Source organism: Bacillus sp. DJP31 (genome assembly GCF_049310945.1).
In the GTDB taxonomy this organism is placed as follows: Bacteria; Bacillota; Bacilli; order Bacillales; family SA4; genus Bacillus_BS.
The window spans coordinates 116239-139992 of sequence record NZ_JBMERO010000011.1 but is presented as its reverse complement, the minus strand read 5'-3'; the positions used below and the strand labels follow the sequence as shown (position 1 = coordinate 139992).

Here is a 23754-nt window from a genome sequence, read left to right as displayed (position 1 = left end):
CACGAGTAAATTGCTAGATTTTAAGACTGGTAAGATTGATGAATTAAAGATTACTTATTATACAAAAAGTGGCGCGTATGAAAAATCAAGTATCACCCGTAAAGAGAATGAAATCACCTTTATAAAGACTAATTCAATTTATAAACCAAAAGGAACATTTACTTGTCGAAATTTCGATTTCCTCAGTGGATTAGCTTTAACTAATTGTGAAAGTGATACAGAGGTAGAAGCATGGGAAGTCACTGCTGTACCACTAACTATGACGATGATAAGAGAAGCCAAGTTGTTTAATTAGGGAGTGGTGTGTGCTTTGAAACTGTTAACCTTTTTAGAAAAGGCAGTGATTACCTTGCTTGGAATCATATGCCTTAGTTCTTTACCTGCCATATTTATCTTTGACCAACAATTAAAGATTAGTTTTACTAGCTACCTATTGCAAATAGGGGAGACAATTAAGACATTATTTCTTCATCCAACAGGTCTTTCTTTTTATTACAAAGGAGTAGAAAAACCTTTATTATCAAGTATGATGGAACCTTATCTTTATTCGATGAAGATACTACTTGCAGCACTAACTCTTTCAGTAGTCCTTTCGATGATCGTTTCAAGTAGTCTTCTTATGATGCCAAAAAGACTTGCATCTTTTGTTCGTAAAGGGACATCTATTCTTAACTCGGCACCTGATGTTTTAATTATTATCGGATTACAACTCTTAGTTATTTTCATCTATAAACAGACAAATATCCTCCTTTTTAATATCGTGTCTCTATATGATAATCCTACATATGTTCTGCCTATTATTTGTTTAGCGATACCACCGACTATTCAATTAACGAAAATTATCATTTTATACCTGGAAGATGAATCTAGTAAGGACTATGTAATATTGGCGAGAAGCAAGGGGATAGGGTTCAATAAAGTCTTAATCGCTCATATCTACCGAAATGTGTTACTAAATTTAGTTCCTCATTTCCGATCACATTTTGTCTTTATCCTTTCAAACCTCATCATCTTAGAATATATTTTCAACATTAACGGACTGACAAAATTCTTGTTGGATTATGGAACATCTAATACAGGCGTTCTTACAATCGGTTTACTATTACTTTTCTTACCCATCCAATTTATTTTATTGATTGTCGATGGGATTATAACAAAACGGTTTGGGATAAAGGGGGAGTATTCATGAAGATAAATTATTTGAAGTCTCCTCGTTTACTCGTGGGTCTTAGCATTATTCTGTTGATGTTATTTGCTAGTTTACTGTTCAGTCTATTTTCTGATGAACTTTTAGTCCCAGAACCACGGCTTTTATATAATGAGAATGGTGAGTTAATCGCAGCCAGTCCTTTCCCTCCATCAATTGTTCCACCATTTGGTACGGACCGACTCAGTTATAACATATTTTATAAAGTGATTGATGGAGCCAAATATACACTGCTTATGGTTTTTTTTGTGGCAATGTTAAGAGTTTTAATTTCCTTTTTAGCGGGGCTATTCTGCCATTTTTATTTATTTAAAGCAAAGAAAGGAAAAAGTTATTTTATAAGCTTCTTTCAAGCATTTTACTCCATTCCACAGGTTTTGTTGGCATTTATATTAATTACTCCTTTTTCAATCATAGGATTTCATGATTTATCGTTTTACCAACTGGTTTTTTATCAAATAATCGTCCTAATTATCATTTCTGTACCCCATCTAACCTTATTAATAGCAGATGAATGTAAGAGAATCGCTAATGAGCAGTTCATGGATGGAGCAAAAGTGTTAGGTGGATCAACCTATCATTTATTCAAAAAGCATATGCTTCCACATTTAAGTAGACCTCTTTTAATCTTTTTTTCCCAGCAAGTGGGACAAGTACTTCTACTTTTAATCCATCTTGGACTATTAGAATTATTTTTAGGAGGGGCAATAAAAAGGGACTTGGGAACTGCAATGGGAGCAAAGTTTATTACTTTAACCAATGAATGGTCAGGGCTAATTGGAATGGATTATAAAGAAATCGTATTAGCTCCTTGGATCATTGTAGCTCCATTAGTTGCTTTTATGATAACAATCTTGTGTGTGAATATAATTACAGAAGAATTAGAAAGACCGAAGAAACGAAGCAAAGTAGAAGAAAGCTATGTGAATTCATTAGAAAATACAAGTGCCGATGAAACTAAGAATCCATTCACTTTTTTAAAGTAATTATAGTCAATGACCCTCCGTTATGGATGAAATAGGTGCCTTGGGATACTCCACTCGTCTCCTGCTTTACGGTTTGTAATTAGACATCTCAGGAGGTAAGGAGAAGTGTTGCAAACGTTAAACCGTCCGATAACTTTGGCAAAGTGTACCTACGACCTTACGGTCAAATTACTCTCGTTAAGGAGTTTGAAATATTCATGGTTTATATATTAACTAGCGAAGGAGAACCTTTAATGCCGACCAAAAGACACAGTCCTAAAAGTGAATCACGATGTTCGCCTTTACTTACTATGGAGATGATCTTAGTTGTTGAAATTAATAATTTTACTCATTAATAATAGAGGGTAATTAATAAACTTCTTTGAATATAAAATTGAATGTTGCAGAAAGGAAGTCTGATCAAACGAGTAGCTGTCAAGGTATTTACTTGAAAGTCGAAAGTTCAGAAAAAGGAAAGGAAATACTTAAAAATTATAAAAGAAATAGCGATCTAAACTAAGTAGTTCAGTTTTGGAGTACAAAACATTAAATTGTACTTCAAAATGGACTACTTTTTTGGCGTAAATTGCAATAACCTCATCTTGTATTTCCTTTATTGGCCTTTTCGTTAATTTGGATTTCCTTGAAATTATATCAGATATATCCATTGGCAAATGACACTCCAAATATCTCTTGTTTTTTCCGCATCTCCAAAAAAACTACTTTCTGAAGCTATCTTAAAAATGGATCAAGACTATGCAATCATTCGATTTCTCAGAAAATTCACAAATGGATTACTTAATGAACCATTTCATAAGTATGAATACCTTTGGGAAACACTTTTAAGTGCGTACCTTCCTCCACCGACGTTTAAAGTGGAAGGTATTGGTATTTGGAATTCAATTGGGACTGATGGTTTGAAGCAGATTGCAGGCAATGAAGGCAGGGGTGGCTACTTTGATTTTAATGTTAATCAAGGGAAAAATGAAGAGGAACGTATTGTAGTCATTGACTGCTATTTAAATAATGAAGACAAAGTGCTAATAAAGACTGATACACCTTTTGATAAGATGTATGTCATGTGTTATCCTATAGGTAAAGAACTTGTTATAACCGTGGCAATTACAGGGAAACAAAAACTTGAAGAAGCTGACTTTGATCAAGTATTCCTTGAAAATCACAACTTATTAGGAACAATAAATCTTCTTTTTGGATGTGTGTCAAGATGAGAAACACATCAGCTAAAGGTCGTACTATCACCAGTAATAACTTATATAAAGTCGGTAAAGCTGTATCGGATGTTAGGGCATTAATTCCTTCGAAAAATGGAGAATTTGTAGAACCAGCTCTAATTGTCTATACACGTAAAGCGGAGTACAAAGATGATCCATTTAAAAAAAGAGCATAATATCTAAAGTGGAAAAGTGAGGTGTAATTCTCGCTTTTTTTATTTTTTAGACAGAGCAATCTATCTCATCAAGACGCGCGTATGAATTGACTCAAACCCTACAAGAATATAAAGAACAAGATGATGCACACTATTTAATTGGAGCCATGGTCGCTGTCAATTATAGTCAGATTAAAGAGCCCGAAAAAATAAAATATTGGAGGTGCTAGAAATGGCGAAACCATTCGAGGAGTTATATAAGAAGTTTGAGTTGTAAGGTAGAAAAGAAGAAAGTAGGGAAATTGCAAACAAGCTAGGAGAAGCAAGGGGACGGTTCTTCTATAATGCTAGTTTCATTGCCTCGATCACAAGTTCATCGTTTTGATCATTGCACCATGCTTCTATTTTTTCAGCTAGGTAGCTACTAAGTGTTCCAAATCCATTTTTCTCAAATAATTAAAACGGGTTAGGAGAGGATATGGCACCCAAGCAATGGAAGAGATTATTAATTACTACAAAGCTTAAGTATCAATTTTATATTACTCAAACCCTTCCCTCCTAGTGGAGAGGATTAGGATGAGATCAAAAGTCAAAGAAAGGTTAGTGAACTTCTAAGTTTTTATGAGCCACTTGAATTTAAGAAAAAGATTGGGCGAGCAGAAGAAATTCATTTGTGTTTAAGATTGTTTTAAATCTAGTAGTTTATCTTGTATTGAAGCATGGTGACAGTTCTTCTATTTAATGGAAGCAAGAGAACCGTCCCCATGCTTCTTCCCCATGCTTCTTCAAGTGTATTAATGGCTGCTTTGTTTTTTGTAGCCAGCACATATCTATAAACTAAAAAAATCGAGTTTCATCCCGCTTCTATAATCCTCTGCTTTCTTGGTAGGCTGTACTAAACGCACCGTATGCCTTTTTATCTTGAATAGGATTCAAGTAATCTAAGCTTCTACCTTCGTAAGTATAGTTATCTCGAATCCAATGAAAATCTCGATCATTGTTGCTAATTAATCTTGCGTTATGTACAAGAGCACTAGCTGCGATGATAGCATCTGGAGCTTTGATGCTCTTTTTACGGCTAACGTCTGCTCTTGCTTTTCTTCTTATTTCAGCGGCTAATTGTAATTCCTCTTCTGTTACGTGGAAAACCTCATCAGCCATATCGATATATCCTTCTCTGTTCGCTTTAATGGTAAGGTCTGTTTCGATTTCAAAGTGAGACATGATTTCCATTTCAATTAAGGTGGTCATAATAATCTCAACGTCATCATCGATAAGCTGTTCAATGATCTCTACTGCATCGGGATACTCCATTTCGTGTGCTGCGTATATATTTGTATCGATTAATGCCTTCTTCACCTACTTAGTCCTCCCAGTCATCACGGTTTGCAATTCTTAATGATTCTTCAACACCTTCTTTACTAAAGAGTCTAGCACTTCCAGCTAATTTTTTGTGTAGAGCTTTCTTTTCTTCTTTTGATAACTTTCTCTTCACAGGCTTCACTTCAATAACCTCCTTCTTGCGGTGGTGTCGTTCTTCTTCTGTTAACACACGTATTTCTATGCCGTAGGTTCGGCCACGATATAGTTTTCTGCGAATACGAGAATCCTTCAATAGTTCCTTTGTTATATCGTCTGCCAGTTTATTGCTATTAACTTCAAGAGCGGCTGCGTTTCGATTTCTTGTTCTCATCATAATCCCTCACTTTAGAGAGTTTTTGTTTATTTTACCATGAATTGAATTTTCTATAAACTTAAACCAGTTTCTTCTATATAAAATGTGCTATAAAGAGAAGTGGTCGTTAGCTTCATCTTTTTTTTCCTGATTGATCCCTAAATAGCGGTTTCGTGTTTTAGGATTATCGTAATTAAATAGATCCTGGAGTAGAGCTATGTCCTTTGTTCTACAGAAGCAAGGGGACGGTTCTTCTGCTTCCAAATGGAAGCAAGAGGACAGTCCGTCCCCATGCTTCTTCTATAATGCTAGTTTCATTGCCTCGATCACAAGTTCATCGTTTTGATCATTGCACCATGCTTCTATTTTTTCAGCTAGGCAGCTACTAAGTGTTCCAAATCCATTTTTCTCAAATAATTGATACGGGTTAGGAGAGGGTATGGTACCCAAGCAATGGAAGAGACATTATTTCTAAAAAGCTTAGTGAACTTCTAAATTTTTATGAGCCACTTGAATTTAAGAAAACGATTGGGCGAGCAGAAGAAGTTCATTTGTGTTTAAGATTGTTTTAAATCTAGTAGTTTATCTTGTATTGAAGCATGGTGACAGTTCTTCTGCTTAATGGAAGCAAGAGAACCGTCCCCATGCTTCTTCTGCTTCTATTTTTTCAGCTAGGCAGCTACTAAGTGTTCCAAATCCATTTTTCTCAAATAATTGATACGGGTTAGGAGAGGGTATGGTACCCAAGCAATGGAAGAGACATTATTTCTAAAAAGCTTAGTGAACTTCTAAATTTTTATGAGCCACTTGAATTTAAGAAAACGATTGGGCGAGCAGAAGAAGTTCATTTGTGTTTAAGATTGTTTTAAATCTAGTAGTTTATCTTGTATTGAAGCATGGTGACAGTTCTTCTGCTTAATGGAAGCAAGAGAACCGTCCCCATGCTTCTTCTGCTTCTATTTTTTCAGCTAGGCAGCTACTAAGTGTTCCAAATCCATTTTTCTCAAATAATTGATACGGGTTAGGAGAGGGTATGGTACCCAAGCAATGGAAGAGACATTATTTCTAAAAAGCTTAGTGAACTTCTAAATTTTTATGAGCCACTTGAATTTAAGAAAACGATTGGGCGAGCAGAAGAAGTTCATTTGTGTTTAAGATTGTTTTAAATCTAGTAGTTTATCTTGTATTGAAGCATGGTGACAGTTCTTCTGCTTAATGGAAGCAAGAGAACCGTCCCCATGCTTCTCCCATGCTTCTTGCTAGCCTCTCCTTCTTCATTATTTTGGTCATTATAGTTGATTGAAAAGAAGCCCTCAAGGAAAGCACTTGACCGCTTCTTTTCAATCAACTGGCTAGTCTGTAAGATGAAGAAGGAGAGAGTTTGAGAGGCATCAATCTAGCTAACTTACTGTCGGAAATCTGTGTGAATCACAAACAATGGTGAAGAGACATTATTTCTAAAAAGCTTAGTGAACTTCTAAATTTTTATGAGCCACTTGAATTTAAGAAAACGATTGGGCGAGCAAAAGAATTTCATTTGTGTTTAAGATTGTTTTAAATCTAGTAGTTTATCTTGTATTGAAGCATGGTGACAGTTCTTCTGCTTAATGGAAGCAAGAGAACCGTCCCCATGCTTCTCCATGCTTCTCCCCATGCTTCTCGAGTGGGAATGTTTTGTTTGAATCAAAGGAAGGATTTGAAACGCTACAAGATCGTATAGAGAGTAAAATCCTGGGTGTATTCGGATTCTCGGTAAGTGTCATCATAAGAACGGCAACTGAGTTTGATTTAATACTTCAAGGTTGCCCATTCTCTGAAGAGGCGATAGCTAGTGCTGAATCCTCAGCAGAAGGAGAAAGTCTCTATGTTGCTTTGCTGCAGGATGTTCCTTTGCAAGAAGAAGTTAATCGTCTTGAAATATACAAAAGTGAAAACGAAGAGTATGTCATAGAGAATCGGGAAATTTACCTTTTATTCAGTCAGAGCATTCGGAACTCAAAGCTTGCGAATAAGCTCCTAAAGCTAGGTGTGCCCGTTACGATTCGGAACTGGAAAACGATGAATAAGCTAGCTGTGATGGCAAGGGGAATGGAAAAGTAGAAAGCATGAGGAGGATTTCTTCTTCCAAATGGAGAGAACCCTCCCCATGCTTCCTGTTACTTAAACCAGACTTTGCTAAAGTTAATGCCTCCGGTTAGAAACCGGCCTATGCTATTCATTGCTAATACAATAAATAAGCATTGATTATCTCCAGTTAGCTTAACAACACTCTAATCAAAGTTTGTTATAACTGTTATTCCTTCGGGGCAATCATTTCCTCTGGTTTGACAAATTCATCAAATTCTTTCTCTGTTAGTATTCCCAAATGTATGGCTGCTTCTTTTAAAGAGAGTTCTTCCTTATGTGCATACTTGGCAATGGTAGCCGCTTTTTCATATCCAATATGGGGATTTAGTGCCGTTACAAGCATAAGTGATTCATTCACATACTTGTTAATGACCGCGACATTCGCTTGAATTCCTACTGCACAATTCGTGTTAAAGGAGTTAATAGAGTCAGCTAATAATCTAACTGATTGTAAGAAATTATAGATGATGACTGGTTTGAACACATTCAATTCAAAATTACCCTGACTTGCCGCAAACCCAATTGTTGCATCATTTCCCATGACTTGTGCCACGACCATGGTTATGGCTTCACTCTGAGTAGGATTTACCTTTCCAGGCATTATCGAACTTCCAGGTTCGTTTTCCGGGATTGTTAGTTCACCGATCCCACACCGAGGACCACTTGCCAGCCATCTGACATCATTTGCTATTTTCATAAGATCGGCTGCTAGTGCTTTTATAGCGCCATGTGCATACACCGTTTCATCGTGACTCGTTAATGCGTGAAATTTATTAATAGAGGAATGGAATGATATATTTGTGTGTTTTGAAATTTCTGCTGCAACTAATTCGCCAAACTTAGGATGAGCATTAATACCGGTACCAACAGCTGTTCCTCCGATTGCAAGTGCCTTCATTTTTTCAATAGATTCTACGATCATGTCTTTAGAACGGTCCAACATATGTGACCAACCACTAATTTCTTGTCCGAGTGTCAATGGAGTGGCGTCTTGAAGGTGTGTTCGCCCGATTTTTACAGTGTCAGCAAACTCTTTTTCTTTCGACTTCAATGTTGAATGCAACTGTTCAATAGCTGGGACTAACGTTTCACTGACTGCCATTACTCCAGCTATATGCATAGCGGTGGGAAATGTATCATTGGAGCTTTGGCTCATATTCACATCATCATTAGGATGAACTTTTTCTTCATATCCATTTTCCTTCAGCCACTCATTGCCGCGGTTTGCAATGACTTCGTTTATATTCATATTACTCTGTGTGCCACTTCCTGTTTGCCATACAACAAGCGGGAAATGGCTCCCCAGTTTTCCTTCCAATATTTCGTTACAAGCAAAAACGATTGCATTTGTTTTCAATGAAGCTAGTTTACCTAGTTTTTCATTTACAATGGCTGCACTTCTTTTCAATATTGCAAATGATGCAATGACCTCGGTGGGCATTTGTTCAATCCCAATCTTAAAATTTTCCTTGCTTCTTTGTGTCTGTGCTCCCCAATATTTACTACTGGGAACATTGATTTCACCGATTGTATCCTTTTCAATCCTGAAGTCCATTCCGTTCACCTCTACATTTCTAGATTTTGATAACTCCTATGATAGGGTCTTATTCATTTTCTATTCCCGAATTAAAAGATACTTACTCCTAAACATAACAAAATTGTTTCCATAATTTTAGGTTTCATCCATTTTTAATATCCATTTTTGTGATAGTTTTATTGTCCTTGCAAAGACCAAAGTTTTAGAATCAAGAATTACAAAGGGGAGAAAGTTTGAATTGATTGGCAGACAAAAGAGGAAGACAAGAAGGATGACAGGAACAAAGTAAGAAAATCGGAAAAAACTACTGTGGGAGGAATGGAATCCCATCGGGGAATAGGAAGGGCAATAAGAAAAGTATTTTTAAGTAAATTGAATTAAAATAGAACACTTGTTTGCAATCGTGGTATAATTGAAAGAACAACTACATACAAGCAGGTAGGCGGTTAGCCACTTCCCCTTAGAGAAGGGAGGTGGAATAAATGACGACATATGAAGCATTAACTGTGACACTTCAATCCAATCTCGTATTAATAGGGATTATCACAATAATGGTTATGCTATTAGTCTCAAACAAAAAGAAGTAACCGTCTAACCTCACCAGGGGAATTGACAGTTACTTCTTTTTATTATAACAACTTCTCTTTGGTTAACCGCTAAGTGCGGTTTGTAGTTGCTGATCAGGTGTTCAAGCACCTGATCTTTTTTTATTATATGTTCATTATATATAATTATTTTATTTTTATCAATCAATCAATGGTCTCTCACTTTTATTCGTAAGACATAATTTGGAAAAAAATTGCATTTTTATGAATAATTTCTTTAGTGGAAAAGAACTATAAAACTAGCTACTGTTTTTTTGTATCATTTACATAGTAAATTTTAATAGTGGCTTTTTCATCTCTTTAGGGACGATTTTAGATTTAATGAAAGGAGGGAGCAAAATGGCAAACCGTACTAACAATCGAAATCAACCAATCCCTGGTGGAAGTAAAGCAGCTGGTATGGAATTCGGAGGAGAACTTACACTAAGTAAAAAGGCGAGAAAAAAAGCAGCTAGAGAAATGAAAAAGTAATGAATCCTGGTGCGTTTCTATAAATAAGTAGAAACGCATTTTTCTTTTTTATTAGTAGATTATTTGTTGTTTCTCTTGACTTATAAACTGAACCCTTTTTCAACTAGGATACTATTTGTATAGCTTTTATAATATCATTATAATTATTATAATTTAATAAAATGTGGTTTCAAAAGCAAATCTTACTGAATTGAGTAAGATGGTATTATAATGATTATTTTAACTTTAAAGGGGAATAGTTTATGGTGATCAAACCAATTATCGGCATCACTTCTCACGTAGAGCTTGATTATAAACACAGTCTATCCAATGATTATGTTCAATCTATTATTCAAGCTGGAGGAATACCGGTTATTTTACCAATTGGGGTAGATTCTGATGTAGATCAATTGGTGGACAAGATTGATGGACTTGTTGTAACAGGTGGGGGGGACATCGATCCAATTCTTTTTGGTGAGGAGCCACATCCTAAACTAGGGATGATCTCCCCTGGGAGAGATAGCTTTGAAATGGCGATAATTGAAAAAATGCTTGTGGCTAACAAGCCTATTCTTGCCATTTGTCGTGGTATTCAAATTCTTAATATTGCCGTTGGAGGCGATATGTACCAGGATATTTATAGCCAAATTGATACAGATTTGCTACAGCATTCCCAAAATGCAACACGAACTCATTTGTCCCATTATGTCATTGCCACTGAAAATAGCTTATTAGAGGATATCGCAGGGCAATCAAAGTTTAAAGTGAATACATTTCATCACCAAGCAGTTAGAAATGTTCCCAAACCACTAGTTGTTTCAGGTGTAGCATCAGATGGAATTATAGAGGCAATTGAAAGTGTGGAGCATACATTTGTTTTAGGTGTTCAATGGCATCCAGAGCCTCTAGCAGTGGGTGGTGAGATTATAGCTAAACGAATTTTTAGTAGATTTGTGCAAAGTTGTTAAAAAGGAATGAGGTAGGATTAGAATTTGACAGAGTATCAAATAATCAAAAGTTAATTTCTTTGACTTATTTTCAACCGAGGGAAGATAGGAAGGAATATACGCAGACAAAACTTTAACAGCCTTATCAGTACTCCGTCGATAGTGGATATACGACATAAGAACACCAAAAAATCGGAACATAATTAAAAAGAATATGAAGGAGAGATGATCCATCATGTCTCTACTAAACTTCTTCAATACCAAATGCGCCATTTGTAAACGAAAAATCTCCCCTTTACGGAGATATGTTACCATAAAGGGAAAACATTTAAGGTGTGTATCGCTTGTTCTGAATATGCAAAAGAGAAGAGCTTACAAGATTAAGAGATAATCTTGTAAGCTCTTCTTTAAATTAACTAGCCTAGCAGGTGTCTATTTCCGGATAAATTTTTCGAGACAATATACCTAGTCACCACGTTCCAAATTAAATCAAACTTATGTTAATTAATTAATATTAAAACTTCTGAATATTCAGTAATATTTTATTAACCTTAAAGAGAAGGGAGTTTAAAATGAACAGCATGTTTTTCACAAACAAAATTGTTAATAGTTTGAAAAATAAGGAGGAGGAAGTGAAATGAGCGAGAAAAACGATGTAAGCGCTGTTATTGATGATCATGCTTTAGAGAAAGTACCGGATTCCGAGCGTCAAGGTTGGTTACAACTTTCTTGGGGAACAGCTGGTATTGTTACAACACTTATCCAGTTGTTCTTTGGTGCACTAGTGACGTTTGTAGCAGGTATAAAAATCGGTATTATTGCAGGGTTACTTGTAACCCTTATCGGAGGATTATTGGGGTGGGGGGTTGGTCATATTGCTTTCCGCTCTGGATTGTCTAGTACAGTAATGGCCAGGTATTATGGCTTCGGATCAAAGGGTTCTGTCATTGCCTCAGCTACTTTTGGTAATACAAATATTCTGAATTATTGATATTTTAAGATTGACAATTAAGCATGTAACCGTTTACAATCTCTGTAACGGGTTACATATAACATCTTTTATTTTTTTTAACACAATATGTAACCGGTTACATACGGAAAGATTCTCATCAAGACAGTTACGGGAGTTGAGTTATGAGTACAATCAAAGATGTTGCAAATGAGGCGGAGGTTTCGGTTGCAACTGTATCAAGAGTGATCAATAACAATGGATATGTGAACGAGGATACAAAAAAGAAGGTCCAATTAGCGATTGATAAATTAAATTATAAGCCTAATGCAGTAGCACGAAGCTTGTTTAAAAAAAAGTCAATGACAATAGGACTCATCTTACCAGATATTAAAAATCCTTTTTTTCCAGAAGTAGCTAGAGCTATAGAAGATGTTACAAATAGTAACGGATTTACACTGATCTTATGCAATTCAGATGAAGATGAAAATAAAGAACAGCAATACTTAGATGTCCTGAAGCAAAAGTATGTAGATGGGGTCATTATGGTTACAAGTACTTTAACGCCAAAGAATATTGAAAAAATGGGAATTCCAATTGTGGCTTTAGACAGAACTATTGGTCATTCAATCCCTTCTGTATCAGTCAATAATTATCAAGGCGCAAGAGACGCAGTTCAATATTTAAAATCACTAGGCTGCCATAAAATAGCTCATATTCGTGGCCCTGAAAATGTTATAAATGCAGATGAGCGCTGTAATGGCTACTTAGATGAAGTGAAAAATAATGAATGGTTCCACCCAGAGCTAATTGTAAATGGATATTATGATATCAAACGTACGATAGCTGTAACTAGAGAACTCCTACTTCAGTACCCAGACATTGAAGCTATTTTTGCAGGGAATGATTATATGGCTGCAGGTGTTTTAAAGGCAGCATTGAGTATAGGTCGAAAAGTTCCTGATGATCTAGTCATTATTGGATTTGATGGAATTGATCTCTGTACCTTAACAACACCAGAATTATCTACAATGTCTCAGCCAATTTATGAAATTGGAAAAGTGGCTGCAACTATGCTTTTAGATATCATCGGAGGAAAACCGATTGAAGAGATGCACCATCAATATTCAGTTCAGCTTATAGAACGATTATCAACTAAAAAATCGAGGTGAAGATCATGACTAACAAAATTACTGTAATCGGTAGTATTAATATGGATTTAGTGACGAGAACAACTAGTTTACCTCAAATGGGAGAAACTGTGTTAGGAAGCTCCTTCCTAACAACTCCAGGAGGTAAGGGCGCCAATCAAGCGGTAGCAGCCGCAAAACTTGGGGCAGACGTCACCTTAATTGGTTGTGTTGGAGACGATATGTTTGGTGACCAATTGAAAAGGCATCTACAAAACCAGGGTGTTAGAACTGATTATATAAAAACAGTGAAGGTGGAAACTGGAATTGCTTCTATCACACTCGCAAATGGTGATAACAGTATTATTGTTGTTCCGGGAGCTAATAGTGAACTATCAGTACAAATGGTTGAAGAGCTTGAGCATGAGATTGCAGGCAGTAAAGTTCTACTTCTTCAGCTTGAAATCCCCTTGGCTACTGTTTATAAAGCTGTTGAACTAGCAAACAAACACAAAGTTAGGGTGATCTTAAACCCAGCACCTATTCAGCTTTTACCAAAAGAATTATTACAAAAGGTTGATTACCTTACACCAAATGAATATGAACAAACTTTACTCATAACCGCTTCCCAGCTCACAGCTACTGAAAGAAAAGAAATTGAGGAAAAATGTATTGTAACAAAAGGGAATAAGGGTGTTTCGTTTTTTGAAAAATTTTTTACAGAGGTACCTGCTTATACTGTTGAAGTTGTTGATAGCACAGGAGCAGGAGATTCGTTTAACGGAGCTTTAGCGGTTGCTCTAGGTGAGGGGAAGATGCTACAAGAAGCGATTCTCTTTGCAAATGCAGTTGGAGCGTTATCTGTTACCAAACTAGGTGCTCAAACTGGAATGCCTACGAAGGAAGAGGTTACATCCTTCTTACTTTCAATTGAGGGGTGAAATAAACGTGAAGAAACATGGCGTTTTGAATAGTCACATTACAGAAGTATTAACTAAACTCGGTCACACAGATATTATTGTAATTGCTGATTGTGGATTGCCAATTCCTGATGAAACGATTCGTATAGATATTTCACTAAAGAAAGGATCTCCGAGTTTTATAGACACTTTAACAGTAATTTTGGATGATATGCTGGTTGAAAAGGCTACTTTTGCTGAAGAAATTACCCAATATAATAGTTCTTTGGAAAAAGAGTCTAAGAGATTACTAGGTGACAAGATGATCGAATATGTCTCCCATGAGCAGTTCAAGGAGGCGACGAAGAAGGCTAAGGCTGTGATACGAACTGGAGAATCAACTCCTTACGCGAATGTGATCCTTCATGCAGGGGTGAATTTTTAATATGAATATCGAGCCAATTGTACAAATGCGAGATGTTTCAAAAGCCTTTTCAACCATAAGGGTACTTGACAATGTTGAATTTGAGTTAATTCCTGGAGAAATCCATGCGTTAATGGGAGAGAACGGAGCAGGTAAATCAACGCTTATGAAAATCTTAACCGGAATTCATGAGCGCGATTCAGGTACGATTTATGTAAAGGGCAAAGAGGTATACTTTAAAGAGACTAAAGATGCAGAAGAAGTAGGTATTGCTGTTATTCATCAGGAGTTAAACATTATTCCATATTTAACCGTAATGGAAAACATGTTTCTAGGTAAAGAATTGACAACTGGAAGGTTTGGGATATTACGCACTAAAGAAATGAGAACGAAAACGAAGGAAGCACTTAATAGATTAGGAATTAACTTAGATCCAGACTCGGAAGCAGGTCAACTGTCAGTTGGTCAACAGCAAATGATTGAAATTGCACGAGCACTTTCGACAAATGCTGAAGTACTTATTATGGATGAACCTACTGCTGCATTAACAGACCGAGAGATTGAAAGTTTGTTTAAAGTTGTGATGAATCTTCGAAAAGATGGGGTCGGTGTAGTTTATATATCTCATAGAATGGAAGAAATTTTTCAAATATGTGATCGTGTTTCGGTTTTACGAGATGGGAGCTATATCGGAACTAAAAAAATTAAGGATACAAGCTTTGATGAAATTGTAAAGATGATGGTAGGTCGAGAGCTTGGAGAGCGCTTCCCAAAACGTACAGCTTCTATCGGACAAGAGCGTATTCGCATTGAAAACTATTCGAAAAAGGGGAGCTTTAATAATATTGATTTCTCTGTAAGACAAGGGGAGATTTTAGGTGTTGCTGGACTGATGGGTGCAGGACGGACCGAAATTATGGAAGTGATTTTTGGTTATCGGAAAAGTCAATCCGGAGAAGTTTACATCGATGGTGAGAAGGTAAACATTCGCAATCCTTATGATGCAATTAAAGCAGGAATTGGATTTGTTACAGAGGACCGAAAAACAGAGGGTCTTGTAATGGGATTATCGATTCGTGAAAATATCTCGATTCCAAATCTAAGTCAAGTATCAACAAAGAGTATCGTTTCAACAGAAAAGGAACATAAATTTGTGGACGAATTAATTAAACAATTTCATATAAAAACAGCAAACCGCGAGCAAGAGGTTGGATCCCTTAGTGGGGGAAATCAGCAGAAAGTTGTGATTGGTAAGTGGCTAGGGATCCAACCCAAAATATTAATTTTGGATGAACCAACAAGAGGAGTAGATGTTGGCGCGAAAAAAGAAATATATTCGATAATGAATCAGCTAACTGAAAAAGGTGTTTCTATTATCATGGTATCTTCTGAGCTGCCTGAAATACTCGGAATGAGTGATCGGATTTTAGTTATCCATGAAGGATCAATTGGAGCTCTGTTTGAACGAGGGGAATCAAATCAAGAAATAATAATGCGAGCAGCTACAGGAGGGATGAAAGTATGAAGGGCTCATCATTTAAATCAATCCAATTGCAAAAGCTTGGTCCATTAATTGGATTTTTGGTTATCACCATAATCTTATCTATTATAAGCCCGAATTTTTTATCACTTGATAATGTATTTAACATATTGAGACAAGTTTCCATAAATGCTCTTATAGCATTTGGGATGACATTCGTTATTTTAACAGGAGGAATCGATTTATCTGTTGGTTCCATTTTAGCACTTTCGTCTGTGTTAACTGCGGGAATGTTAACCTCTGGGGTTGATCCAATTCTAGCCATTTTAGTTGGCTTAATTGCGGGTGCACTAATGGGTGCCTTTAACGGACTTGTGATTACAAAAGGTAAAGTCGCACCGTTTATTGCAACACTTGCAACAATGACCATCTTTCGTGGACTAACCTTAGTGTATACGGATGGTCGACCCATTACAGGGTTATCAGATAGTATCACGTTTGAGTTAATGGGAAGAGGCTACTTTTTGGGAATTCCTATACCTGTTATATGGATGATTACTACATATTTCATCCTTGCATTTATTCTGAAGAAAACAACGTTTGGCCGCCGAACCTATGCAATTGGTGGAAATGAAGAGGCATCGATATTAGCTGGTATTAAAACGGATCGAGTTAAAATCTGGATTTATTCAATTACAGGTCTTCTATCAGCATTAGCAGGTATTATTTTAGCCTCACGTTTAAACTCAGCACAGCCAACAGCAGGTGCTACTTATGAACTAGATGCAATTGCTGCTGTAGTCCTTGGTGGCACAAGTCTATCCGGAGGACGAGGCTGGATATTTGGTACCTTAGTAGGAGCTCTCATTATTGGGGTTTTAAATAATGGTTTAAATTTAATGAATGTTAGCTCCTTCTACCAACAAGTTGTTAAAGGAGGTGTTATATTACTAGCTGTTTTACTAGATAGTAAGAAAACTACTTAAAAAACACGGAGGGGTTTTACAGGAATGGAATCTATTAAAAAACTTAAGATTATTTTCTTATTCAACAAACGGATTGTCGAAGAGAGTTTTTTGTAATATTATGTTGAAAAATGTTAGAATGAATGGTGAATTTAAACAGTGGTGAAATTTTATTAGGAGGAACTATTTGAAAATAGAAAAGGCGATCTTAGAGAATTTTAGACCTTACAAGCAAAGAGTTACTGTAGATATTAATGATATTACAGCATTAATAGGAAAGAATGATATTGGTAAATCAACAATATTAGAGGCATTGGAGATTTTCTTTAATAATAGTTCAGTTAAGATAGGGCATGATGATTTATGTGTCCATTCTGAAAATCAAAAAAATACTATTGGATGTATTTTTTCAGATATTCCTTCTAGCCTCGTTTATCGATTCTACTGCCGAAAGCACACTACAACAAGAATACCTTCTTAATGGTGAAAATCTTCTAGAAATACAATAAGGTATATGACTGTAGTAAAAAAACTCTAACATTTATTCAGATAATTCCTCAATAATAGATTAGTGGATTAAAAGAATAAGCATTGTAATGGTAAAAATGAAAGGTGAGAAAAAAGTGGATACAAATAGAGAGATTATAGAAGAAAAAGACGAAAAAATCGCACAGCTAGAAAGACAGTTAAGAGAATTAAATGAAGCACAACAGCAAATTGCTGCAACTATTGCGGTAGATCATAACACAAGATCTTTATCTCCACCGAAAGGAATATTTAAGTCTTTCTTAAAAGCTGGTGGATCGAAGATTATTTTGGCCATGGTCATCCTTGTTTTTTTAGTCGTCATCACTTCAGGAGGAATTCGGCTATTTGCTGGCAGTACCTTCAAACAAGAGTCTGTCACGTTTGTTGAACATGTTCAAGAGCTAGCCACAGTGGCAACAGCTGAAGCTCATATGAAAGTGGTTCTACACGAAGAGGATAATAAGATTTTCTCGAAAGACATCTCTATTAATCTACCTGGAACAAAGCGAGAGCTACTATTAGTTGTACCTGCGACAGTTATTGCTGGTGTTGATTTGAAAGGGATTACTTCTGAGGACATGGTTATAAATGAAGAAACAAAAGAAATAGATATTACCCTTCCCCATGCAAAGCTCATCCAGGACCCATCAGTACAGATGGATAAAATACAAGCCGTTGACAATAGTGGGCTTTTCCGTGGTGATGTTAAATGGAATGAGGGGTTTGACCTGGGCGCTAAGGCACAAAAGCAAGCTCGTCAAGATGCCATCTCTGCTGGTTTATTAGATACTGCAGAGAAAAATGCAGAAAAAGTGTTAAAGGAATTTTTTAAGAATATTGGGTATACGGTTAATGTCACGTTTAACTAATAGGACGGCCTGCCCATGCTACTTGGGACAGGCCTGTTCTGTAATCTACTGGGGAACCATAGAGGTTTATCGAATTCTACTTATTGTAGAAATCGACAATCATTAACCAAATAATTTTGTCTCTTTGCTATTTAGTGTGGGTGTAATAGATTTCAAGCAAAGAAAATACCCACCCCTTCTTAGCTTTTCATATTGTGCCATTCTTGAGATTGGTCACCAAGCTAAAAAGGAGTTATCCTAGGCCATCTGGCTCTAACTTCAGCTATAACTTATTAGCTGTCGCATAAAACTTATTTATTTGAAATACTAGTGTTTAAAAGCTTTATATATGAATGATGAAATTAAAATGCAGGCCAAAAATAAACTAAAAGATTTATTTGGTCAGAATGTAGATACAACTGAGATTGATAATAAACTAGGTAGATAATGATATTATAAGTCTGTTTCCAAGGTTTTAGGAAACAGACTTTATTTTCTTGGATTTGTAGTAAGAACTTTAGCGTTTTATTGGAGTTTAGATAAATGGAGAATTAGACGAATTACTGAATAGCTGCTAACACAAAGTCATTTGTGGCACAGTACAACGATACTATTCAATAGAAAATAATATTCCACATCTGGCTCGATTGCGGAAGACCATAAGCCTATTTCCTTTGTAAAAATAGTGTGGATTAGGCTTTTTCACTCCAAAATCCTTGACGTTTTTTACTGGTAAACGAGTTGACAGCAAGTGGTATATTTCTTGGCATCTGCTGGTGAAAAAATTGGCAGAGATGGTACATTCTTGTGGCTGTAATTATTTTTACTACGAACAAAATTATGCCAATACCCAAAGTTTCAAATCAAACTATTAACCCAAACTGCTAGTTTCCCGTAAAGAAAACTAATAGTATCAACCTCATAGACTCTCCCAACTCATCGTTTTACCGTAGACGATGAATCTCGATGTAATTCATGAAACGGTTCACTCCTAATTCCTCACTTTCAATAGACTAATTCAAGTATATTGAAAGTTATAATATATAAATTTAAATTTAAATGGGTATGCAACTGGGTAAACTGTTTAATCTTATTTGTGGAATTCTGTTCATTTCTATTTGTGGAAAACTGTTAATTCTAGTTTAGCGTTTACAACAAGCAATGTAGTAGAACTACGGTTTTAGAAGAGTGAGCATAAAAAATATTTTTTAGAATCATTAAAAGTAAGGGCTTACATTAGCTTTTACTTTTTCATTTTGTGTTAAAATAGCTTTCAACTAAATTAATTGAAAATTTTATTTATTTGAGAGTGAGGACTAATTATGCCAGAAACCCTTCAAACATTGATAGTTGAGGATATTTTAAAAGCGTATGATGTGTTAAAAGGTATTGTTAATAAGACACCCTTGCAAAAGGATGAAATTTTATCTGAACGTTTTGATTGTAATGTATATTTGAAACGAGAGGACTTGCAAATCGTTCGTTCTTTTAAGCTTCGAGGTGCCTATTACTTTGTTCAAAGTCTTAATTCAGAGGAAAGAGAAAGAGGGGTTGTGTGTGCTAGTGCTGGTAACCATGCTCAAGGGGTTGCTTATGCCTGTCATGCACTCGGGATTAAGGGGAAGATTTTTATGCCTTCTACTACGCCAAGACAAAAGATATCAAGAGTAGAGTTTTTTGGTGGAGACTATATAGAGGTTATCCTAACAGGTGATACATTTGATGACTCACAAGTTATTGCTCAGCAATACTGCTCAGATCATAGCATGACCTTTATTCATCCGTTCGATGATTACTTAACTATAACCGGGCAAGGAACAGTTGGTGTTGAGATTCTGCAAGACCTGGATGAACCCATTTCTCATTTGTTTATGAGTATTGGAGGAGGGGGACTAATATCTGGTGTAGGCTCTTATGTGAAAGATAAAAGCCCAGATACGAAATTAATTGGAGTAGAGCCCGAGGGTGCTGCTGGGATGAAGTGTTCATTTGAAAACAATGCTGTCGTTACACTTGATACTATCGATAAATTTGTAGATGGTGCAGCTGTAAAACAAGTTGGGAAGCTAACATTTGAAATGGCGAAGGAGCTTCTTGAGGATATTGTTCTTGTTCCTGAAGGAAAGGTATGTTCAACCATCTTGTCTCTCTATAATGAAAATGCTATTATTGCCGAACCAGCTGGGGCATTATCGATAGCAGCCCTGGATTACTACCGTGATGAAATAAAAGGGAAAAATGTTGTTTGTATTGTTAGTGGGGGAAATAATGATATCGAGCGAATGCAGGAAATCAAGGAGCGCTCTCTTATTTACGAAGGTCTGAAGCATTACTTTATTGTCAATTTCCCACAACGTGCCGGAGCCTTAAGGGAGTTTATGCATGAAGTATTAGGAAAAACAGACGATATTACCCGATTTGAGTATACAAAAAGAAATAATCGTGATAAAGGGCCTGTTCTTGTTGGCATTGAATTAAAATATCGAGAGGACTATGACAAGCTGATTGGTAATATGGCGAAAAACGGATTTACATATACGGAGATAAATAAGGATCCTGATTTGTTTAATCTGCTTATTTAATTTTTAGAGACAAATTGCTGTCTCTTTTTTTGTTAAAAAACTTTTTAAAACTTTATGTAAGCGATTACTTTGTGATTAGGACAACAATGTAAGCGTTTTATAATTATCTGTATAGTCTAAATTGTCTGAATAATAGCATTGACTCCCCGTAGAATCGGTATTACACTAGCTAAAATCATAAAAAACTTTTATAAAGCATTTGCCCGAAGTAATAATCAAGAGAGTGTCTAGGGTTCCGATATTTCAAGGTGAAATATGCTGGTCCAAGCGATGCTAACACCCACACTGTTGGTGTACACCGTGAGGAGAAAAGCCTCTACGGACAGGTCTTGATTCATACAGTCTTATCGTAAAAGCGAGTCTGTTTGAATTGATTCTGTTCGTAGGGGTTTCTTTTATTTAAAATTATTTACAAAAGAAAGAAGGAGAGTTCAATCATGAGTAATTGGATTTATTTAAATGGAGAATTGGTAGAAAAAGAAAAAGCGGTTATATCAGTTTATGATCATGGCTTTTTATATGGTGACGGAGTCTTTGAAGGAATTCGAATGTATTCTGGAACAGTTTTTCGCCTCAAGGAACATATTGATCGTTTATATGATTCTGCGAGATCCATTCTTCTCCACATTCCACATACACCTAGTGAAATAGAGCAAATCGTTGTGGAAACTTTAAGGAAAAATGAGTTCTATGAGAGTGGATACATTCGCTTAGTGATTTCAAGAGGTGCTGGGGATTTAGGCTTAGACCCAAGAAAATGTCACAAGCCCAATGTGGTAGTCATTGCAGAACAGCTTTCGCTTTTCCCGAAAGAACTGTATGAAAAAGGAATTACAATGGTAACGGTACCTACAAGAAGAAACCGTCCTGATATATTAAGTCCTAAAGTAAAATCTCTGAACTATTTAAATAACATCATGGTCAAAGTGGAAGCAACAAACGCAGGCGCAGATGAGGCATTAACCCTAAATACAGAAGGGTATGTAGCAGAAGGTTCTGGTCAAAATATTTTCATCGTTAAAAATGGTGTGTTACTCACTCCGCCGAGTTATGTAGGAGCTTTAGAAGGTATTACCAGAAATGCGATTATCGACCTAGCTAGAGAGCAGGGATATGTCATAAAGGAAGAGCCGTTTACAAGACATGATGTATATGTTGCAGACGAAGTTTTCTTAACTGGTACTGCAGCAGAAGTAATCCCGGTTGTAAAGCTGGATGGTAGAGTCATTGCTGACGGTCTGCCAGGTGTCCATACTCACCAATTTTTGAACGCTTTCAGACAGCTAGTGGTTAGGGACGGAGTCAAAATATATCCCGAAGAAAAAGTTCAAGTAGGATAAGAACACGAAATAAAAGATAGGAAGAGGTCAAGAAAATGCGAAGTGACATGATTAAAAAAGGGGTAAATAGAGCACCCCACCGAAGTCTTTTGTATGCAACAGGTGTAAAGCCGGAAGATATGGATAAACCGTTTATCGGGGTTTGTAATTCATACATTGATATTATTCCAGGACATATGCATTTAAATAAATTTGCTGAAGTTGTAAAACAGGCGATTCGCGAGGCGGGTGGTATACCGTTTGAATTTAACACAATTGGAGTGGATGACGGTATTGCAATGGGCCATATTGGTATGAGGTACTCCTTACCAAGCCGAGAGTTAATTGCAGATTCCGCCGAAACCGTAATCAATGCTCACTGGTTTGATGGAGTCTTTTATATTCCGAACTGTGACAAAATTACGCCAGGTATGCTAATGGCAGCCGTTAGAACGAATGTTCCGGCTGTATTTGTATCAGGTGGACCGATGGAAGCAGGCAGGAACAAGAATGGTGATTCTCTCTCCCTCGCATCAGTTTTTGAGGGGGTAGGGAGCTTTCTATCTGGTAAGATGAGCCGCGAGGAATTACTAGAGTTAGAGTCTAGTGCTTGCCCAACCTGTGGATCATGTTCGGGTATGTTCACGGCCAATTCAATGAATACCTTGATGGAGATGCTTGGGGTAGCATTACCAGGAAACGGCACATTGGTAGCTACTTCAAATGGACGACATCAATTAATAAAAGACGCTGCTTTTCATTTAATGGACTTGGTTAAAAAAGATATCAAGCCACGGGATATTATCACAAAAGAGGCGATTGATGACGCTTTTGCTTTGGATATGGCTATGGGTGGATCGACTAATACTGTATTACATACTTTAGCGATTGCTCATGAAGCTGGGATTGAATACGACTTAGCAGAGGTTAATAAAATAGCTGAAAGAATCCCATATCTTAGTAAGATTAGTCCTGCCTCAGATTACTCCATGCAGGATGTTCATGAAGCAGGAGGCGTTAGTGCAATTATAAAAGAACTTTGCCAAATTGAAGGAGCCATCCACCCAGAACGAATGACGATTTCGGGAAGAACGATAAGAGAAACTGTCGAATCAGCCGAAGTCACAAATGATAAAGTAATCCGTCGAAAAGAAGATCCGTATAGCCCAGTAGGAGGCTTATCTATTTTATTTGGCAATATTGCTCCTGATGGTGGTGTGATTAAAGTAGGAGGAGTGGATCCCTCGATCAAACAATTTAGAGGGGAAGCCATTATCTTCGAATCCCAGGAAGAGGCACAAGAAGGAATTGACACTGGACTTGTAAAAGAAGGTCATGTTGTTGTTATTCGATATGAAGGGCCAAAAGGTGGTCCAGGAATGCCAGAAATGTTAGCTCCAACTTCTGCAATTGCTGGTCGGGGTTTATCTACAAAGGTAGCTCTCATAACGGATGGACGTTTTTCAGGAGCATCACGAGGAATTTCCATTGGACATATTTCTCCAGAAGCAGCAGAAGGTGGTCCAATAGCATTTATCCATAATGGGGATTTGATTGAAATCGATCTTGATAAGCGAACCATTCACTTGGATGTTTCGGAACAAGAATTTACAGACAGAAAGCAAAACTGGGTAAAACCAGAGCCTAAGGTGAAAACAGGTTACTTAGCACGCTATGCAAAGCTTGTAACTTCCGCCAATACAGGCGCAGTACTTAAACTATAACGAAAA

Annotated in this window: 22 protein-coding genes and 2 pseudogenes; 19 read left to right on the top strand and 5 right to left on the bottom strand. The window is 36.6% G+C overall.

Features of this window, described 5'->3' with window-relative positions; genetic code table 11:
• From ACOI1C_RS12370 to ACOI1C_RS12350, 5 genes are all read left to right on the top strand, one after another.
• Positions 1-295, top strand: a 295-nt coding sequence (locus tag ACOI1C_RS12370) for a hypothetical protein (protein ID WP_422510829.1), incomplete at its 5' end; no start/stop codon positions are given.
• Positions 296-310: 15 nt separating this feature from the next.
• Positions 311-1189 (top strand): ABC transporter permease subunit, encoded by an 879-nt coding sequence (locus ACOI1C_RS12365; protein ID WP_422510828.1) that lies wholly within the window; start codon positions 311-313, stop codon positions 1187-1189.
• Positions 1186-2193: an ABC transporter permease gene (locus tag ACOI1C_RS12360; RefSeq protein ID WP_422510827.1), complete on the top strand. Its 1008-nt coding sequence runs from the start codon at positions 1186-1188 to the stop codon at positions 2191-2193. Before ACOI1C_RS12365 ends, ACOI1C_RS12360 begins: the two co-directional genes overlap by 4 nt.
• 722 nt (positions 2194-2915) lie before the next feature.
• The gene (locus ACOI1C_RS12355) at positions 2916-3401 is read left to right on the top strand and encodes a hypothetical protein (RefSeq protein WP_422510826.1); all 486 of its coding nucleotides are present in this window, start codon (positions 2916-2918) and stop codon (positions 3399-3401) included.
• Positions 3398-3580 (top strand): hypothetical protein, encoded by a 183-nt coding sequence (locus ACOI1C_RS12350; protein ID WP_422510825.1) that lies wholly within the window; start codon positions 3398-3400, stop codon positions 3578-3580. Before ACOI1C_RS12355 ends, ACOI1C_RS12350 begins: the two co-directional genes overlap by 4 nt.
• Positions 3581-3898: 318 nt before the next feature.
• Here ACOI1C_RS12350 and ACOI1C_RS12345 read toward each other — a convergent pair.
• The 4 genes and pseudogenes from ACOI1C_RS12345 to ACOI1C_RS12330 form a co-directional block, all read right to left on the bottom strand.
• Positions 3899-4000, bottom strand: a pseudogene (locus ACOI1C_RS12345) (replication protein); the annotation flags it as partial.
• Positions 4001-4423: 423 nt separating this feature from the next.
• Positions 4424-4918, bottom strand: a complete 495-nt coding sequence (locus ACOI1C_RS12340; RefSeq protein WP_422510824.1) for a PIN domain-containing protein — start codon at positions 4916-4918, stop codon at positions 4424-4426.
• Positions 4919-4922: 4 nt separating this feature from the next.
• Positions 4923-5252, bottom strand: a complete 330-nt coding sequence (locus ACOI1C_RS12335) for a hypothetical protein (RefSeq protein WP_422510823.1) — start codon at positions 5250-5252, stop codon at positions 4923-4925.
• 282 nt (positions 5253-5534) lie between these two features.
• Positions 5535-5684 carry a DnaD domain protein gene (locus ACOI1C_RS12330; RefSeq protein ID WP_422510822.1) on the bottom strand — a complete coding sequence of 50 codons (150 nt, stop codon included), beginning with the start codon at positions 5682-5684 and terminating at the stop codon, positions 5535-5537.
• A 1221-nt stretch (positions 5685-6905) separates the two neighbouring features.
• Here ACOI1C_RS12330 and ACOI1C_RS12325 point away from each other — a divergent pair.
• Positions 6906-7334 (top strand): annotated as a pseudogene (locus ACOI1C_RS12325) (DUF1697 domain-containing protein); the annotation flags it as partial.
• A 193-nt stretch (positions 7335-7527) separates the two neighbouring features.
• Here ACOI1C_RS12325 and fumC read toward each other — a convergent pair.
• Positions 7528-8916: a class II fumarate hydratase gene (gene fumC / locus ACOI1C_RS12320; protein ID WP_422510821.1), complete on the bottom strand. Its 1389-nt coding sequence runs from the start codon at positions 8914-8916 to the stop codon at positions 7528-7530.
• Between the two features lie 926 nt (positions 8917-9842).
• Here fumC and ACOI1C_RS12315 point away from each other — a divergent pair.
• The 13 genes from ACOI1C_RS12315 (at position 9843) to ilvD (ending at position 23748) form a co-directional block, all read left to right on the top strand.
• Positions 9843-9974, top strand: coding sequence for a hypothetical protein (locus ACOI1C_RS12315; RefSeq protein ID WP_422510820.1), 132 nt, complete (start codon positions 9843-9845; stop codon positions 9972-9974).
• A 248-nt stretch (positions 9975-10222) separates the two neighbouring features.
• Positions 10223-10921, top strand: a complete 699-nt coding sequence (locus ACOI1C_RS12310; RefSeq protein ID WP_422510839.1) for a gamma-glutamyl-gamma-aminobutyrate hydrolase family protein — start codon at positions 10223-10225, stop codon at positions 10919-10921.
• Between the two features lie 616 nt (positions 10922-11537).
• A complete protein-coding gene (locus ACOI1C_RS12305; RefSeq protein ID WP_422510819.1) occupies positions 11538-11891 on the top strand; it encodes a hypothetical protein in 354 nt (117 codons plus the stop codon).
• Between the two features lie 143 nt (positions 11892-12034).
• On the top strand, positions 12035-13021 hold the full coding sequence (locus tag ACOI1C_RS12300; RefSeq protein WP_422510818.1) for a LacI family DNA-binding transcriptional regulator: 987 nt from the start codon (positions 12035-12037) through the stop codon (positions 13019-13021).
• A 5-nt stretch (positions 13022-13026) separates the two neighbouring features.
• Positions 13027-13920, top strand: a complete 894-nt coding sequence (rbsK, locus tag ACOI1C_RS12295; protein ID WP_422510817.1) for a ribokinase — start codon at positions 13027-13029, stop codon at positions 13918-13920.
• Between the two features lie 7 nt (positions 13921-13927).
• Entirely contained in the window at positions 13928-14323 is a 396-nt protein-coding gene (gene rbsD, locus ACOI1C_RS12290) for a D-ribose pyranase (protein ID WP_422510816.1), read from the top strand.
• A 1-nt stretch (position 14324) separates the two neighbouring features.
• On the top strand, positions 14325-15827 hold the full coding sequence (locus tag ACOI1C_RS12285; RefSeq protein WP_422510815.1) for a sugar ABC transporter ATP-binding protein: 1503 nt from the start codon (positions 14325-14327) through the stop codon (positions 15825-15827).
• A complete protein-coding gene (locus ACOI1C_RS12280; protein WP_422510814.1) occupies positions 15824-16768 on the top strand; it encodes an ABC transporter permease in 945 nt (314 codons plus the stop codon). Before ACOI1C_RS12285 ends, ACOI1C_RS12280 begins: the two co-directional genes overlap by 4 nt.
• A 166-nt stretch (positions 16769-16934) precedes the next feature.
• Positions 16935-17228 (top strand): AAA family ATPase, encoded by a 294-nt coding sequence (locus ACOI1C_RS12275; protein WP_422510813.1) that lies wholly within the window; start codon positions 16935-16937, stop codon positions 17226-17228.
• 142 nt (positions 17229-17370) lie between these two features.
• Complete coding sequence (locus tag ACOI1C_RS12270; protein ID WP_422510812.1) at positions 17371-18144, top strand: DUF4230 domain-containing protein; 774 nt, start codon at positions 17371-17373, stop codon at positions 18142-18144.
• Between the two features lie 1301 nt (positions 18145-19445).
• The gene (gene ilvA, locus ACOI1C_RS12265; RefSeq protein ID WP_422510811.1) at positions 19446-20705 is read left to right on the top strand and encodes a threonine ammonia-lyase IlvA; all 1260 of its coding nucleotides are present in this window, start codon (positions 19446-19448) and stop codon (positions 20703-20705) included.
• A gap of 434 nt (positions 20706-21139) precedes the next feature.
• Positions 21140-22045, top strand: a complete 906-nt coding sequence (gene ilvE, locus ACOI1C_RS12260; protein WP_422510838.1) for a branched-chain-amino-acid transaminase — start codon at positions 21140-21142, stop codon at positions 22043-22045.
• A gap of 35 nt (positions 22046-22080) precedes the next feature.
• Positions 22081-23748 carry a dihydroxy-acid dehydratase gene (gene ilvD / locus ACOI1C_RS12255; RefSeq protein WP_422510810.1) on the top strand — a complete coding sequence of 556 codons (1668 nt, stop codon included), beginning with the start codon at positions 22081-22083 and terminating at the stop codon, positions 23746-23748.
• Positions 23749-23754: the final 6 nt, after the last annotated feature.